General features: G+C 69.6%; 15 protein-coding genes. 11 read left to right on the top strand and 4 right to left on the bottom strand.

Annotation, left to right across the window (positions count from 1 at the left end; translation table 11 throughout):
• The first annotated feature begins 320 nt into the window (after window positions 1–320).
• The 4 genes from priS to B4V06_RS02045 are packed head-to-tail and all read left to right on the top strand — an operon-like array spanning window position 321 to window position 4,535.
• Window positions 321–1,481, top strand: a complete 1,161-nt coding sequence (priS, locus tag B4V06_RS02060) for a DNA primase small subunit PriS (protein WP_123113153.1) — start codon at window positions 321–323, stop codon at window positions 1,479–1,481.
• Window positions 1,481–2,560, top strand: coding sequence for a DNA replication complex subunit Gins51 (locus tag B4V06_RS02055; protein WP_498167092.1), 1,080 nt, complete (start codon window positions 1,481–1,483; stop codon window positions 2,558–2,560). The genes priS and B4V06_RS02055 overlap by 1 nt, the downstream gene beginning before the upstream one ends.
• 9 nt (window positions 2,561–2,569) lie before the next feature.
• Window positions 2,570–3,265, top strand: a complete 696-nt coding sequence (locus tag B4V06_RS02050) for a DUF998 domain-containing protein (RefSeq protein ID WP_498167089.1) — start codon at window positions 2,570–2,572, stop codon at window positions 3,263–3,265.
• 25 nt (window positions 3,266–3,290) lie between these two features.
• Entirely contained in the window at window positions 3,291–4,535 is a 1,245-nt protein-coding gene (locus B4V06_RS02045) for an MBL fold metallo-hydrolase (RefSeq protein WP_123113156.1), read from the top strand.
• Between the two features lie 23 nt (window positions 4,536–4,558).
• On the opposite strand, the gene B4V06_RS02040 is transcribed toward B4V06_RS02045, so the two are convergent.
• Both B4V06_RS02040 and B4V06_RS02035 read right to left on the bottom strand, forming a co-directional pair.
• On the bottom strand, window positions 4,559–5,449 hold the full coding sequence (locus tag B4V06_RS02040; RefSeq protein WP_498167086.1) for a hypothetical protein: 891 nt from the start codon (window positions 5,447–5,449) through the stop codon (window positions 4,559–4,561).
• The gene (locus B4V06_RS02035; RefSeq protein ID WP_123113158.1) at window positions 5,446–6,036 is read right to left on the bottom strand and encodes a DUF7344 domain-containing protein; all 591 of its coding nucleotides are present in this window, start codon (window positions 6,034–6,036) and stop codon (window positions 5,446–5,448) included. The genes B4V06_RS02040 and B4V06_RS02035 overlap by 4 nt, the downstream gene beginning before the upstream one ends.
• Window positions 6,037–6,486: 450 nt before the next feature.
• Between B4V06_RS02035 and B4V06_RS02030 the strand changes: the two genes are divergently transcribed.
• From B4V06_RS02030 to B4V06_RS02020, 3 genes are all read left to right on the top strand, one after another.
• Complete coding sequence (locus B4V06_RS02030) at window positions 6,487–7,290, top strand: hypothetical protein (protein WP_498167084.1); 804 nt, start codon at window positions 6,487–6,489, stop codon at window positions 7,288–7,290.
• Window positions 7,291–7,456: 166 nt separating this feature from the next.
• Complete coding sequence (locus B4V06_RS02025; protein ID WP_498167082.1) at window positions 7,457–8,089, top strand: hypothetical protein; 633 nt, start codon at window positions 7,457–7,459, stop codon at window positions 8,087–8,089.
• A gap of 173 nt (window positions 8,090–8,262) precedes the next feature.
• Window positions 8,263–9,879: a hypothetical protein gene (locus tag B4V06_RS02020; RefSeq protein ID WP_498167079.1), complete on the top strand. Its 1,617-nt coding sequence runs from the start codon at window positions 8,263–8,265 to the stop codon at window positions 9,877–9,879.
• A gap of 169 nt (window positions 9,880–10,048) precedes the next feature.
• Here the strand turns inward: B4V06_RS02020 and B4V06_RS02015 are convergent, their stop codons facing one another.
• Window positions 10,049–10,306, bottom strand: a complete 258-nt coding sequence (locus tag B4V06_RS02015; RefSeq protein WP_123113161.1) for a hypothetical protein — start codon at window positions 10,304–10,306, stop codon at window positions 10,049–10,051.
• Between the two features lie 162 nt (window positions 10,307–10,468).
• Here B4V06_RS02015 and B4V06_RS02010 point away from each other — a divergent pair, with 162 nt between their 5' ends.
• From B4V06_RS02010 to B4V06_RS01995, 4 genes are all read left to right on the top strand, one after another.
• A complete protein-coding gene (locus B4V06_RS02010) occupies window positions 10,469–11,266 on the top strand; it encodes an inositol monophosphatase family protein (RefSeq protein WP_498167077.1) in 798 nt (265 codons plus the stop codon).
• 413 nt (window positions 11,267–11,679) lie between these two features.
• Entirely contained in the window at window positions 11,680–12,210 is a 531-nt protein-coding gene (locus B4V06_RS02005; RefSeq protein ID WP_498167074.1) for a DUF5817 domain-containing protein, read from the top strand.
• A gap of 96 nt (window positions 12,211–12,306) precedes the next feature.
• Entirely contained in the window at window positions 12,307–13,329 is a 1,023-nt protein-coding gene (locus B4V06_RS02000) for a DUF7490 domain-containing protein (RefSeq protein WP_498167071.1), read from the top strand.
• The gene (locus B4V06_RS01995; protein ID WP_123113164.1) at window positions 13,326–13,790 is read left to right on the top strand and encodes a DUF8060 family membrane protein; all 465 of its coding nucleotides are present in this window, start codon (window positions 13,326–13,328) and stop codon (window positions 13,788–13,790) included. Before B4V06_RS02000 ends, B4V06_RS01995 begins: the two co-directional genes overlap by 4 nt.
• A 61-nt stretch (window positions 13,791–13,851) precedes the next feature.
• Here B4V06_RS01995 and B4V06_RS01990 read toward each other — a convergent pair whose 3' ends face one another.
• Window positions 13,852–14,226: a DUF8113 family protein gene (locus tag B4V06_RS01990; RefSeq protein WP_123113165.1), complete on the bottom strand. Its 375-nt coding sequence runs from the start codon at window positions 14,224–14,226 to the stop codon at window positions 13,852–13,854.
• Between the last annotated feature and the right edge of the window lie 39 nt (window positions 14,227–14,265).

The raw sequence follows: 14,265 nt of genomic DNA, 5'->3' as shown, positions 1-14,265 counted from the left end.
GCGACGGCTCGCGCGCCTTGCTGCGCGCTTCAGTCGCTCACTTCGTTCGCTCCTTCCAGTGCTTGCTGCGGCGTGCTTCGCCCTCGCGGCTGCCCCTTTGAGTCCCGCCCGCACCGCAACCGCACCTCACACCTCCCCAGCCTCGTCGGACCGGCGCGGCCGCGCCGGTCCGACTCCCTCGCACGCGCTCCGCGCGGCCTTCCGGCCGCTCGGAGGCGCGCGCCACCGCCCTGTTTATTTATAAACCGTCGCTGTTCGGCCGCCCGAGGTCGCCCGCGAACGATACGTTGATACGTCGACCGCCGGTACCCGATGAGACGATGGACGACCGGACGCGCGAGTACCTGAAGGGGCGGTTCGGCGACTACTACCGCCGCGCGTCGCCGTCGCTCCCGCCGGACGCGAACCTCCGCGAGTGGGGCCACATCCCGTGGACGCCCGGCTCCGGAACGACGATGGTCCGCCACCAGTCGCTGTACGATTTAGGCGACGTCGACACGTTCTTCGCGGACAACGCGCCCCGGCACGCCTACTTCTCGGCCGCGCGCTACGACGACCCCGGCGCCTCGACGATGTCGCGGAAGGGGTGGCGCTCCGCCGACCTGATCTTCGACCTCGACGCCGACCACCTCCCCGGCGTGGACCCGGAGGCGACCTCGTACCCCGAGATGCTGGCGGAGTGTAAAGACGCCCTCCTGCGCCTGCTGGACTTCCTCGACGACGACTTCGCCTTCGACGACCTCACCGTCGTCTTCTCCGGCGGGCGCGGCTACCACGTCCACGTCCGCGACGAGAGCGTGCGGGAGCTCGACAGCGAGGCGCGCCGGGAGATCGTCGACTACGTCCGCGCGATCGACCTCGACACCGAGGGCCTGATCCGGACCGTCTCCGAGCGCGGCACGACGAAGCGCGTGCTCCGCACCGAGGGCGGGTGGGGCGCCCGGGTCCACGAGGCGCTCGTCGAATACGCCGACGACCTCCGCGACATGGACGAGGACGACGCCCGCGAGCGCCTGATGGAGTTAGAGGGGATCGGCGAGGGGCGCGCGGAGACGATCCTCGGCGCGTTCGACCGGAACCCGACCGCGGTCCGCGAGGGCAACGTCGAGGCCGGGGGGCCGGGCGTGCGCCGGCTCGTCTCCGCGCTGGCCTCGCGCGTGGCCGCGACCGACACGGCGCCGATCGACGAGCCGGTGACCACGGACACGCGGCGGCTCATCCGGCTCCCGGGCACCCTCCACGGCGGCTCCGGGCTCGTCGTCACGCCGATCGAGCGCGACGAGCTCGCTGACTTCGACCCGCTGCGGGACGCGGTGCCGGACCGATTCGTCGGCCGGGAGATCCGGATCGAGAGCGACGCCGATCGGACGGTAGAATTAAACGGCGAGCGCGTTAGAGTTGAATCCGGTAGAAACACCGTGCCCGAGTTCGCCGGGGTCTTCCTGATGGCCCGCGGCGAGGCGCGGAAGGCACCCGAATAATGAACCTCGACGAGCTCAGATCGGCCCAGGCGAAGGAACGCCGCAAGGACAGCCTCCAGCACCTGCGGGACTCCTTCTACGACGACGTGGCGGCCTACGTCGCCGACCTGCGCGCGGCCCGCGACCGCCGCGCCGAGCAGGTCGACAAGCCGTTCTCCGACGACGACGTCCGCCGCCTCTCCGACGAGGTCGAGACGGCCGAGGAGGTCGCGGAGGCGCTGTACGAGCGCCGCGTCGGCAAGGTCGTCAAGCTCGCGTCGTTCGCGGCGGCCGACATGTCGGTCGACGCCGACGGCATGACGACCGAGGAGCGCCGGCTGTTCGACGACCTCGTCGAGCGGATCAAGGCGAACAAATCGAGCGTGCTCGACGTGCTCTCCGGCGAGGTGTCGGTGGACGAGTCCGCGTCCGACCCGACGCCCGTCCCCGAGTCCGACTCGCCGCCCGTATCCGAGTCGACGACTGACGGGATCGCGGAGGGAGGGGACCCGACGGAGGGAGTCGCGGCGGACTCCCGCGAGGACCCGGTCCCGCCCGCGCCCGAGCCGGAGACCGCGGACGAGACGACCGCCGCCGAGGCCGGAGGCGACGAGGTCGCCGACGCGCTCGCCGGCGCCATGGGCGGCGCGGACGACGGGGTCGCCGACGCGCTGGACGCGGCCCGTGACGGGACCGCGGAGGGGTCGGACGCGCCCCCGCCGACCGACGCGTCGGGCCGCGAGGCTGGCGAGGGCACCGCGGAGAGTACCCCGGGCGGCGCCACAACCGACGGCGGCCCGACCGCGGTCCCGCCGGAGTCCGCGCCGCCCGGCGCGCCCGGGATCGACGACCCAGGGGCCGCGAGCGACACTGACTCGGCCGGTGGCGCGAGCGACGGCGCCGGCGCGCCCACCGAGACCGGCGCCGAGCCCGACTCTGGAATCGACGACCGCGCGACCGTCCGGATCACCCGCGACGTCGGCGCCATCTTCGGCGTCGACGAGCGGGAGTACGACCTCGCGAGCGAGGACGTCGTGACCCTCCCCGTCGAGAACGCGGAGCCCCTGGTCGAGCGGGACGCCGCTGAGCGGCTCGACTGACCCCCGTCGATGGGCGCCGACGCCGCGGCGAGGGGGCCGGACGCGGCGGCGACCCGACGAGCACGGACCCTCGGCGCGGCGGCCACGGTCCTCGCGCTCGGCGGCATCGCGGCCGCGATTCTCCTCGACCCGACGTTCTCGTGGACGAGCGACGCGCTCTCCGATCTGGGGGTCCGCGAGCCGAGCGCGCCCGTCTTCAACTGGGGGCTGATCCTCGGTGGCGCGGCCGGCGTGGGGTACGCGGTCGAACTCGGGCGAGTGTTCGACTCCCGGGCCGGCGCGCTCCGCGCGGTCGCCCTCGGGCTCGCGATGGCCGCGATGGCGGGGGTCGGCGCCTTCGATCTCACGGAGCCGCTCCACGGCCCGTCCGCCGTCGGCTTCTACGCCCTGGTCACAGTCGCCGCCGCCGTCGACGGGGTCGTCCGTAAGGGGAGGGCGACGGGGCGGATCGCCCTCGCGTTCGTCCCGGCCCACGTCGCGGTGTGGGCGACGTTCGTCGCGGGGTGGTGGCCGGTGACGGGGCTCGCGCTGCCGGAGTTGCCGGGCGCGCTCTTCCTCGCCGCGTGGGTGTGGCTCCTCGGGCCGGCACCGGTCCTCGAGGCGGTCGCGACGCGGCTCGACGGAGGCGGGAGCGACGGAGGCGGGAGCGACGAGAGCGGGAGCAATCGGGGCAGAAGCGACGGGTCCGGGACCGACGAGCACTAACGCCGCGGGCGGCTACGGCCCGGTAATGGAGGTCGAGTTCCTCGGCGGCGCCCGCGAGGTCGGTCGGAGCGCGGTCCTCGTCGACGGCGCGCTGCTCTTGGACTACGGCCTGTTGACCGCGGACCCGCCGCAGTACCCGGTCCGCGACCCCGAGCCCGACGCGGTCGTCGTCTCGCACGGCCACCTCGACCACGCCGGCGCGGTGCCCGCGCTTTTAAAAGGCGACCGGCGGCCGGCGATTCACTGGACCCCGCCCACCGCGGACCTGACGCGGACACTGGCGCGCGACACGCTCAAGCTGCACGGGAACAGCCCGCTGTGTCTCTTCTCGGAGGAGCACGTCGCGCGGCTCGGCGAGGTCGAGGAGTGCCGCGCCTACGGGGAGCCGTTCGCCGTCGAAGCCGGCGGGACGGAGTACGAGGTGACGCTTCGCAACGCCGGGCACATCCCCGGGTCCGCGCACGTCCTCGTCGACGACGGCGAGACTCGCCTGCTGTACACCGGCGACTTCCACACCGACGACCAGCGGCTCGTCTCGGGGACGACAGCGCGGCCCGACGCCGACGCCGTGATCTGCGAGGCGACGTACGCGGACGTGACCCACGAGGACCGCCGCGCCGTGGAGGACCGCTGGGCCGAGAGCGCGAAGACGACGATCTGGGAGGGCGGGACCGTCGTCGCGCCCGCCTTCGCTATCGGGCGGACCCAGGAGCTCATGCTCGTCGCCGACGCGAACGACATCACCCCGTACGTCGACGGGATGGGGATCGAGGTGACGCGGATCGTTCGGCGGCACCCCGAGTTCCTGCGCGACCCCGAGGCGCTCCGCCGGGCGAAGGGCGCCGCGCGCTTCGTCACCGGCCGCGACGGCCAGCGCGAGCGGATCGCCGCCGACAACGAGCTGATAATCACCACCTCGGGGATGCTCGCGGGCGGCCCGGTCCACTCGTACCTCCCGAAGATCCGGGGGAGCCCGACGAACCTCGTGACGCTGACGGGGTACCAGGTCGAGGGGACGCCCGGCCGCGAGCTCCAGGAGCACGGGCGGCTGGCGATAAACGGGCAGGTGCGCCCCGTCAGCGCCCGAGTGGAGTCGTACGACTTCTCCGCGCACGCCGACCGCGAGGGGTTGGAGTCGTTCTTGAACTCGTATCGGGGGGCGCGCGTGCTGGTGAACCACGGCGACCGCTGCGAGGCGTTCGCCGAGGACTTGCGTGAGGACGGGTTCGCGGCGAGCGCGCCCGCGATCGGCGAGCGGATCGATGTATAAAAGGAGCGAACCGGGAGTGGGGGTCAGTCGCCGTCCCCGCTCTCGGCGACGACCTCGTTGCCATCGACCGAGGCGTTCAGCAGGAACTCCTCGTCGACGGCCCCCTCGTACTCGACGCCGTCACCCGAGGAGGGATTCTCGTAGTCGCCGGCGTCCCAGCCCGGGTGGACGTAGGTGACGCCTTGTCCGGGGAACTCGACGGCGGCGATCTTCCAGTTCTCCGGCGGGTCGTCGACCTGCGACCGAATCTTCTCGGCGGTGTCGAGCCGGTCATCTCCGTCGAACGTCGTCACCTTCCCGAGCTCGTCGACGCCGTCGGCGGGATTCTCAGCGATCCACACGGTCGCATCGACGAATCCGTTCGCGCTCTGGACCGTGACGTTCCCGTTCGCCCCGTCGTTGAATTCGACCCCCGTCACCGTCGGTCCCTTCGGCACGCACGTCACGGTGTGGGTGCGGTCCAGCGAGACGCTGACGCCGCCGCCGCTCCCGTCGGCCTCGAACAGGAGCGGGACCGGCTCCTCCTCCGAGCAGTGCAGGGTGACGTTGACCGGGAGGGCGGCTCCCCGATCGAGCGACGAGGGCGTCTCGACCGACTCGATCGTCGCCGCTGTCGCTCCGGTGTCCGCGATAGAGACGTCGACGTCGAACTCGTCGAGGTCGCTCCCGAACTGGTTGCGGTACTCGACGACGGGCGTGGACTCCCCGTCGTGGACCTCGTCGGTCAGCGGCTCGTAACCGAGGTACGCGCTCGTGTCGTTGGTGACGTTGACCGCGAGCCCGCGGTCGGCCTCCATCGCGGTGAACCCGGCGGTGCCGAAGATCAGCCCGACCGCGGCCGTGAACGCGAGCACGAGGCTCAGCGTCCGGAGGGCTCGCATCCGGGCCGGCGGCGACCGGGTCGCGGTGCTCATCTGCGCTTGCGGAGCTCTGGCGGTTTCTCGGTGTTGCCGAGGCGCGTCCGGCGTCCGATGACGTGGTGCGCGGCCGACGAGAGCCCGAAGGCGGTGGCGGTGAACACGCCCACGTCGAGCGCTTCGAGCCAGGCGAACCCCGGCGTCCCGGTGGCGACGGCGACCGTGAGGGAGACGGCGAGGCCCGCGAGCCCGACGTAGTAGAGGCTCCACGGGATCTCCGTGCTCCGAAGGACCTCGACGTAGATATCGAGCTCCTCCAGCTCGTCTGTCGGCTCGACGAGGTTCTCCTCCTCATGGACCGTCACCACGTTCTTCTCCTCCAGCTTCGGTAAGTGCGTGCGCTGAAGCGTGCTGTACACGTTCCGGCGGTCCTCGTACTGGACCTCGTCCGGGTCGACGTCGCGCTCCCACGCGGTGACGCGCGTGGAGAGCTCGGAGACGGCGACTGGCTCCTCCGCGCGCTTGAGCGCGTGGATGACGAACCGGCGGCGCCTGTTCGACAGCAGTTTGAAGATCTCGTCTTCGGACAGTTCGCCGCCGCCGTTTCGCCCCGCCCCGTATGTCGTTGTCGCTGTAGAGAGCATCGATGTGACCACCTGGTTCTGCGCCGGCGGATCCCCCTCCTCGAACCGGCGATTTTCGCTCGTAATGTGTGATTGTGTCTACCATAAATAGGTTGGATAATTAACCTGTTAAATTAAGAAATGTGATGAGAACACGTTCGGCTCGTTAGTTCCTCGAGAGGCGATTGAGCCGCGGAGCGGGGTCCTCGCGGGTCTTCAGGGAGTCGTTGAGACGCGGCGGGCGATTCAGGCGCGGGCTTCAGCGTCTCCACGTCGGGTTCAAGGACGACTCGATACGGACCGCGAGGAGCGGTCGACCCGTATCGAGGCGCTCACGTCGCGTTATCGAGCCCGGCGCGTGATCGTGTCGAGAATTTCATAACGAAGTACCATGCCCCGTATGGATTATCCGAGCGCTCCCGGCCCGGACGACCGGGCTGCGGGGGTGCGCGAACACAGGTGAGATACGACATGGAACGGCGCAAGTTCGTGATCGGTATGGGATCGCTCGCTGCCGGCGGGGCAGCTGCAACGGGGACTGGTGCATTTACAAGCGCAGTCGTGCCGCGTGAAGGCGACATCAACGTCGCTAACGACAGTAACGCTTTCCTCCAACTCAAAGCCGGTGGAGCCAGAGGCGTTGGAGAGCGGGTCGATCAGAACGGTAGCGGGGAATTATATATTGATCTCGACGATGATGCGGGAGGAGATGGCGTTAATGACCAGTCGAAGTACCAACTCGGTGCGATGAACGACTCTGCGACTGGAGACGAGATCGCTTTTGATAGCCTTTATGACAGCGATTCTAGCCCGGCTGCAGCAGGCAACGGAGAACCGTGGGTTGACGATAGTACTAATGACGGACTCGATCAGTCAGCATTCGTGCTCCACAACCAGAGCGGGCAGACGCTTGACATCCAAATTGGCCTAAATAGTGCGTCTGGAAGTCCGGGTGCAACGCTGTACCTACAGGGGAAAGCAACTGCAATCGATAGCGGGGGCGAAGACAGTCAATTGGACGGAGCAACGCAAACTCAGACTACAGACCTCGACCTCAGCGATCCAACAGAAGGTCAAGAAGACGAGGAAGAAGCTCTTAGTTTCAATAATGATGGCGAAGGAGCGGACGAGGCCATTCCTTCGGGTGAGTCTGTATATGTCTCATTCCAAGTTGACACGACAGAGGCACAGACCGCAGATGGTACTTCACTCGCTGAAGAGCTGACTATCAGCGCCAACGAGGCTGCTGATCCTGGTGGTGAGGATACGACATAGTCGCCCCAGTCACTTTCGACCAACTGTTTCTGTTTTAATATGATTTCATAAATAAAATAAAATCAACCGATATCAGTCTATAATCGGGGAGAAACCAATTGAATTACGGAGAGTTATTAGAGAAAACAGAGCGTCGCTCACAAGAAACGGAGAGTAACCTACAGATATGAAACGAAGAAAACTTCTCCTCGGACTGAGTGCGACTGTCACGGGCGGCAGCGCGACGCTCGGAACTGGAGCATTTACCTCTGCTCAAGTGAACCGAGACGCAAACATCTCAGTCGTCAGTGACTCGCAGAGCCTCGTCGCTCTGATTCCGAACGATGAGGTTGCCGGCGTTTCTGAAGGTGACAACGGCCAGTTATCGATATCCATCGCCGATCCGGGAGTTAATGTCAACTCCATCTACCAGTTCGGTTACCTCACTGAGACGTATCCCAAGGTGACGCCGGATTGGTTCACGTTGGAAACGACGAGCGATCCGGTCGGTGCCAGTACCGACGACTTCGAATCGGCTTTCCTGATATCAAACCAGACGGATAGCACGATGAGTATCACCTTCACCTTAGATCCGACCAGCAGCAGCTCAGATGCCGGTGACACGAGATTCCTATTCGAAATCCATGATTCGAGCGGGAAACTGTCCGAAGTTCGGTATCCGGACCAGATCGCAGCACCGTCGCTAGAATTCGATCCCGGCGACGCGTTAGGTGTTTCATTCGTCGTCAACGCTCTTAATGGCGACGTCGGCGACTTCTTCACCGCGTCGCTGACGGTCGAGGCCAGTGCGGTCTCCTAACCGAATTTTCATTTTCGGTTGACGATGAGACGCGTTCCACCGTGATCTGATCCTCCTATCGAGGAGATTCATGTTGATTAATGAGCACATATATAGTTTATAATACGAGGCCACTGCTCGATGCTAATTGAGGACCGATTACTTTGGTACCTCTAGATAGATCACTATATCTAATGTCGTCCCGAGGATCGACAACCTTCCTCGCGCTCGCTGCCGTTGCGGTCACTGTCCTCCTCGCGATATCCACCGGCGCCGTCGTCCTCGATCAACCCACCGACCCCATCACCGACGACGTCGCCCTCCAACCCGGCGACAACCCCTATGCCTATCTCGACGAGAACGACGAGCTCGCGATCGACATTACCGAGGACAACCCCCGAATCGAACACGATGGGGTCAACGTAGACGCGTTCGCCGCCCAGGAGGCGCTCTTCTACATCACCTACGATGGGAACGCGACCGCCGAGGCGTGGATCGAACACGAGGGGACGGGCGTCACCTTCGTCGTCGACGGCGAACCGGTCGAGAGCCCCGAGCGGGCGGTGTTGCTCACGCCCGAGGACAACGCCGTCCCGGTCGGCGTCCGGATCGACACCCGCGTCGCCGGGGTCGTTCCGGGCGACCGACTCATCGACGAGATCTCGGTCCACGCCAGAGTCGCGGAGCCGGAGGAACCGTCCGGCGGGGAGAGTCCGAGCGACGACGGCGACGAAGACGACGACCCGAGCCCCACCACCGGCCCGATCGTCTCCGTCGATCGCCCGTCCCCGAGCGTCCGAGAGGTGACGCTCCGATCGGTCGGCGGCGGCGAGGAGACCGCGGTCGACCTGCGGGGGCTCCGCGTCGGCGACCCCGCGATCCTGCTCGACCGGCTGACGTTCGTCCGGGAGTCGCCCGGCGACGTCGCGTTCGCGGTGCGGGGGATGAGCGACCGGCCCACGGAGGCGCCGCCACCGCCCGGCGTCGACCCCCTGGGGTACTACGCGGTCGAGTTCGCGGAGTCCGGCCAGCCGATCGCGGAGGCGACCGCCGAGATCGCCGTGGACCGCGACCGGCTCGCCGCGGCCGGAGTTGCCCCCGAGCGCCTCGCCGTCTACCGCGAGACCGACGCGGGCTGGGAGGGCGCCGAGATGCGCGTCGTCGACGCGGGAGCCGAGACGGTCCGGCTCCGGGCCGCCACCGAGGGGTTCTCCGCGTTCACGGTCGCGGCCGAGCGCCCGGCGCTGGCCCCGACCGAGGCGAGCCTCTCCGACGACCGGGTCGCGCCGGGCGAGCCCCTGACGGTCGCGGTCGACGTCGAGAACCGCGGGCCGGCCCCCGCGAGCGACGAGACAATCCGGGTCGAGACCGCCGGCGGGAGCGCGGTCGCGAGCGACGAGGCGGTCACGGTCGACGCGGACCCTGACGCGACGGCGACCGAGTCGGTGACGGTCCGGTTCGACGAGCCCGGGGAGTACGACCTCGTCCTCGCCGGCGACGCGGTCGCGGAGACGGCGGACGAGGGGGAGCCGAGCCTCGGGTCCGTCACCGTGACGGAGCGCGCGGACGGCGCGGGAGACGACGGGACCGAGCCGCGCGTGGGTGACGACGCGGGCGGCGGGGGCGACGGAGGCGACAGCGACGACGCCGGGGAGGGACGGACGGGGGACGGGAACGGAGCGGGAACGACGGGCGACGGGGAGGCGGGAACGGAGCTGTCGACCCTCGATCTCGCCGACTTCGCGGGGCTCGCAGCGCTCGTCGCTATCGTCCTCGCGACGCTGGTCCTGGTCCGGCGCGCGCCGCGGTGACCGCGTCTGGGCGATTTAGGCGGGACGAGTCGGGCGGTGCGAGGCAGGCGATGCGAGTCGGACGGAGCGAGGCGGGCGGCACACGGGACGACGGCTCGCGGAGCGGTCGAGTCGAGGAGAGGGGGCAGACGCCTCGGGCGGGGAGCCGGGAGGGGGACCGACGGGTCGACTACTCGCCGCCGTCGGTGTACGCCCAGTCGTCGAGCACGCGGTCGGCGGTCGCGTTCGCCTCGGCGGGGGTGGGGCAGTCGCCGCCGCCGACCTCGTCGGCGAGGTCGCAGGCGAGGTCGTACACGGCCGCGCCGTCGGCGCGCTCGGCGACGCGCTCGAACGTCGGTCGGTAGCCGGCGGCCGCGCGCTGTCCGGTCTGGTCGAGGGAGGCGTCGATGGCGTACTCGAGCTGTCGGACCGCTTCCTGGGGTTCCATACGCGAACGCTGGACCTCTCCGCACTTAAGTATACTCGGATTCGGAATTGAGTTAATACTTCCGCAGCGAGGGCCCGACGGCGGGGGCGGAGCCGGCCGCGGGGTCGCGGAAAGGGGGTCGGCGATCGACGTATATACGCGTCGGCGCGCCGCAGAACGTCCATGACCGACGTAGACGAGCGCGCGGCCGTCGCGGAGCGCGCGGCGCGAGCGGGCGGCCGCGTGGCGCACGACCGCTTCCGGAGCGGCATCGCCGTCGAGACCAAGGGGGAGATCGACGTGGTGACGGAGGCCGACCGGGCCGCCCAGCGCACCGTGATCGAGTCGATTCGGGAGCGGTTCCCGGACGACGTGATCGTCGGGGAGGAGGAAGACGAGCGCAAGACCGTCCCCGAGGACGGCGCGGCGTGGGTGATCGACCCCATCGACGGCACGCACAACTACGTCCGGGACATCCGCGTGTGGGGCACCGCGGTCGCGGCCGTCGTCGACGGCGAGCCGGTCGCGGCCGCCACCGTCTGTCCCGCGCTCGGCGACGCCTACACCGCCGACGCCGACGGCGCGTATCGGAACGGCGACCGGATCGCGGTCAACGACGTCGCCGACCCGCACCGGGCCGCCGTCGACCCGACGCTGTGGTGGGACCTCGACGCCCGCGACGAGTACGCCGCCGCCTGCGAGGCGATCGTCCGGCGGTTCGCCGACATGCGCCGATTCGGCGCCGCGCAGGTCACGCTCCCGACCGTCGCGGCCGGCGGGCTGGAGGGCACGATCTCGAACCTCCGGGCGAACCCGTGGGACTCCGTCGGCGGCGTGTTCATGATCCGACAGGCCGGCGGGCGCGTCACCGACCTGGAGGGGAACCGCTGGCGACACGACTCGACCGGGCTCGTCGCCTCGAACGGCGCCCTTCACGACGAGGTGCTTGCCGCCGCGCGCGAGATCGAGGAGTTGGACTGAGCGAGATTATTTATAAACGAGATATGGTGGCGCGTGCCTGCGAGCGGGCCGTAGGCCCGCGAGGAGCCCGCGCGAGGGAGTCGGACCGGCGCGGCCGCGCCGGTCCGACGAGGCTGGGGAGGCGTGAGGTGCGGGGCGGTGCTGTGCGGGGGGGACTCAAAGGGGCAGTCGCGAGGACGGCGCAGGCGACGTAAGCACCGCAGGGAGCGAGTGAAACGAGCGACTGAGGAGCGCAGCGAGCGTGCGCCGTCCTCGCGGCTGGGGCTTTGGGAATGATCGCCGTCGAAGCCCCGGTAACAGGCCCGACTTATAAATAGCCGAGGGCGACGCCGAACGCGTCCGAACCGCCGCCGAAAACGAACACACGCGAGTACAGCCGAGGGTTCAAATCCGATCCCACCGAACCCCGCCACATGTACGCGGTCGTCGGCTGCAACGAGTGCGCGGCCATGTGGCTCCTCTCGGACCCCCGGACCAGCGACAGCGCGACCTGCCCGCGCTGCGGGAAGACGCATCGGACGGCGAAGCTCAAGCGGTTCTTCGAGTCGGAGGACCGCGAGGCGGCCCGGGAGGCCCGCGCGGCGCTGCTCGCGAAGAAGCGGGACGAGAGCGCCGCGTTCGCCGAGGTGGACCACGTCTCGGAGCTCGAACGCGCCGTCGAGGACGCCGGGATCGACGACCGCGAGTACCTCGAGGCCGGCGGGGTCGACGCCGACGCCGTCGACGAGGCCGGCGCCCGCGCGGAGGGCGGCGGGTCGGCCTCGCGCACCCGGACCGAGATCGTCCGCGACGCGGTCGACGCCGCCGACGAGCCGACCGAGCGGAACGTCGTCGCCCGCGCAGGCGAGCACGGCGTCCCGGCCGACGCGGCCCGCGAGATCCTGACGAAGCTCACGCGGCGGGGCGAGCTCTCCGAGTCGCGGGGGCGGTACAGGGTGCTCTGAGCCGGCCCTCGACTCGGCTGCGGCCGACTGCGTCCCGTCCCCGGACCGCATCGAAATCCGACAAAGCACTTATATTGTCGGTTTGACGTGCGACGTATGGACACGCGAACTGCCCTCCTGGCGGCCGCGGCCGCGGTGCTCGTCGTGAGCGCGGTCGGGGTCGTCGCCGCGCCGGACGCGCTCGACGACCCCCGCGAGGAGCCCGAACGCCCCGGCCGCGTCGACGTCGCCGGCATGGTCGTCTCGCCGGGCGAGGTGCGCGGCGAGACCGCGGAGCTCCGGCTCGGCCTCGACCTCCGACACCGCGGGTCGGCCGTCGAGAACGTCACCGTGCGCCACCGCGCGATCGGCGCCGACTCGGGCCTGCTCGTCGACGAGACGACGGTCGACGTCGGCACCGTCGACGGCGGCGGCGAGCGGACGATCGACGGCGCCGTCGACGTGGAGCGCTCGGGCGGCTACCGGATCGAGACCGTCGTCTTCGTCGACGGCGAGCGCCGAGAGAGCCGGACGACCCGCGTCGGCGGCGTGGCCGCGCTCACGCCCGACTACGCCGACTCGCGGGTGGGATTCACGGACGGGAACGTCTGGCCGACCGTCGCGGTCAGCGTGAGCGAAGCGGACAACCGGACCGCGACGCTGTCGGTCTCCGTCTCCGTGACCAACCGCGGTGACACGGCGTCCGAGCCCCTCGACCTCCGACTGCTGATGCGGCAGGCCGAGTCCAACGTGATCGCCGACGAGGCCCGCGAGACCGTCGGGTCGGTCCGCCCCGGGCGGACGGACACGGTGACGACGACCGTCGAGGTGCCCGCCGATTACAACTACTACGTCGACGCGGCGCTGTGGAGCGACGACGTCCTCATCGACGAGACGCAGGGCGTCGCCAACCTGAACCCGCGGGAGACGATCTCGGCCGACGAGAGCGTCGAGGAGGTGGAGTTCTCCGTCGAGGACTTCGCGGGCGGCGACGGCGCGGGCGGCTCAGGCGACGACGCGGCCGACGGCGAGCGGCCCCCCGGCGACGGCAGCACCGCCGACGGCACGCCCGGGTTCGGGCCGGTCGTCGCGCTCGCCGCGCTCCTCGCCGCGGCGCTGTACGCCCGGAGGCGACCATGACGGGCGACGACCGGCCGGAGGCGAACGGACGGACGACCGACTCCGAACCCGACCGACCCGCGACCCAACCCGACCGACCCGCGACCGAACCCGACCGACCCGCGACCCAACCCATGACCGACACCGACGCAGACACGACCGAGACGGGCGAACCGACCGCGGCCGCCGAATCGGCCGCCGAACCGACCGGCGGCGATCGCGACCGATCGGCGGACAGCGGGATCGACCGGCTCTCCACCGACCGCCTCCGCGGCATCCTCGATCGGGTCGGCCTCGCCGCGCTGGTCCTGCTCGCGCTGATCGCCGGGTGGGGGTTCTACAGTCAGACCGGCGCCGCGATCCGGACGTGGCTCGACCCGGCCTACCAGCCGATCGCGCTGGCGACGTTCAACCTCGCGATACTCCTCGTCGCGCTCGCCGGCGTGGCCCACCAGCTCACCCGCATCCGCGCGAACGAGTAGTCGGGGCGGCAGGTGGAATACGTGCCGGGACGGCAGGTCGAACGCGCGCCGCCGCGACGCCTCACTCCTCCGGCAGGTCGTCCGAGCTGGCGGGAATCCGCTCCACCTGCCCGGCGAGTGTCGCCGCGTCGCCGGCGACCGTGGAGGGCTCGACGCCGGCCACGTTCGAAACCAGTCGGACGTGCGCCGCGAGCAGCGCGATCGCGCGGAGCCCCTCGCCCTCGGGCTCGTCTTCCGCCCGCTGTGCGAACGTCGTGTCGACCTCACCGTCGCGGATAATACCGACCTGTAGCGCCTCGATATCGTCGCTGTCGAGGAGGTCTCGGGCGCGGGCGAGCTTGGCGGCGAACTCCCCCTCGTCGGGGGTCTCGCCGGCGGCGGACTCGCCGTCGTTGGAAGGAGACCCGTCAGCGGCCGTCGCGTCGTCGTCGCTCATGAACAACCGTACGCGGAGCCGACGCAAAAGTGCGGCGTT

This window comes from Halorubrum sp. B53 (assembly GCF_059752395.1).
The sequence above is the reverse complement of the archived record's forward strand: the minus strand, read 5'-3'. Positions and strand labels throughout refer to the sequence as shown.

Bases quoted from the DNA above. Each gene is read 5' to 3' on its own strand.
- B4V06_RS02020 (WP_498167079.1), top strand. From the start codon at position 8,263: ATGTCGTCCCGAGGATCGACAACCTTCCTCGCGCTCGCTGCCGTTGCG.
- B4V06_RS02030 (WP_498167084.1), top strand. From the start codon at position 6,487: ATGGAACGGCGCAAGTTCGTGATCGGTATGGGATCGCTCGCTGCCGGC.
- B4V06_RS02035 (WP_123113158.1), bottom strand. From the start codon at position 6,036: ATGCTCTCTACAGCGACAACGACATACGGGGCGGGGCGAAACGGCGGC.
- B4V06_RS02010 (WP_498167077.1), top strand. From the start codon at position 10,469: ATGACCGACGTAGACGAGCGCGCGGCCGTCGCGGAGCGCGCGGCGCGA.
- B4V06_RS02050 (WP_498167089.1), top strand. From the start codon at position 2,570: ATGGGCGCCGACGCCGCGGCGAGGGGGCCGGACGCGGCGGCGACCCGA.
- B4V06_RS02045 (WP_123113156.1), top strand. From the start codon at position 3,291: ATGGAGGTCGAGTTCCTCGGCGGCGCCCGCGAGGTCGGTCGGAGCGCG.
- B4V06_RS02040 (WP_498167086.1), bottom strand. From the start codon at position 5,449: ATGAGCACCGCGACCCGGTCGCCGCCGGCCCGGATGCGAGCCCTCCGG.
- B4V06_RS01990 (WP_123113165.1), bottom strand. From the start codon at position 14,226: ATGAGCGACGACGACGCGACGGCCGCTGACGGGTCTCCTTCCAACGAC.
- B4V06_RS02025 (WP_498167082.1), top strand. From the start codon at position 7,457: ATGAAACGAAGAAAACTTCTCCTCGGACTGAGTGCGACTGTCACGGGC.
- priS (WP_123113153.1), top strand. From the start codon at position 321: ATGGACGACCGGACGCGCGAGTACCTGAAGGGGCGGTTCGGCGACTAC.
- B4V06_RS02055 (WP_498167092.1), top strand. From the start codon at position 1,481: ATGAACCTCGACGAGCTCAGATCGGCCCAGGCGAAGGAACGCCGCAAG.
- B4V06_RS02005 (WP_498167074.1), top strand. From the start codon at position 11,680: ATGTACGCGGTCGTCGGCTGCAACGAGTGCGCGGCCATGTGGCTCCTC.
- B4V06_RS02000 (WP_498167071.1), top strand. From the start codon at position 12,307: ATGGACACGCGAACTGCCCTCCTGGCGGCCGCGGCCGCGGTGCTCGTC.
- B4V06_RS01995 (WP_123113164.1), top strand. From the start codon at position 13,326: ATGACGGGCGACGACCGGCCGGAGGCGAACGGACGGACGACCGACTCC.
- B4V06_RS02015 (WP_123113161.1), bottom strand. From the start codon at position 10,306: ATGGAACCCCAGGAAGCGGTCCGACAGCTCGAGTACGCCATCGACGCC.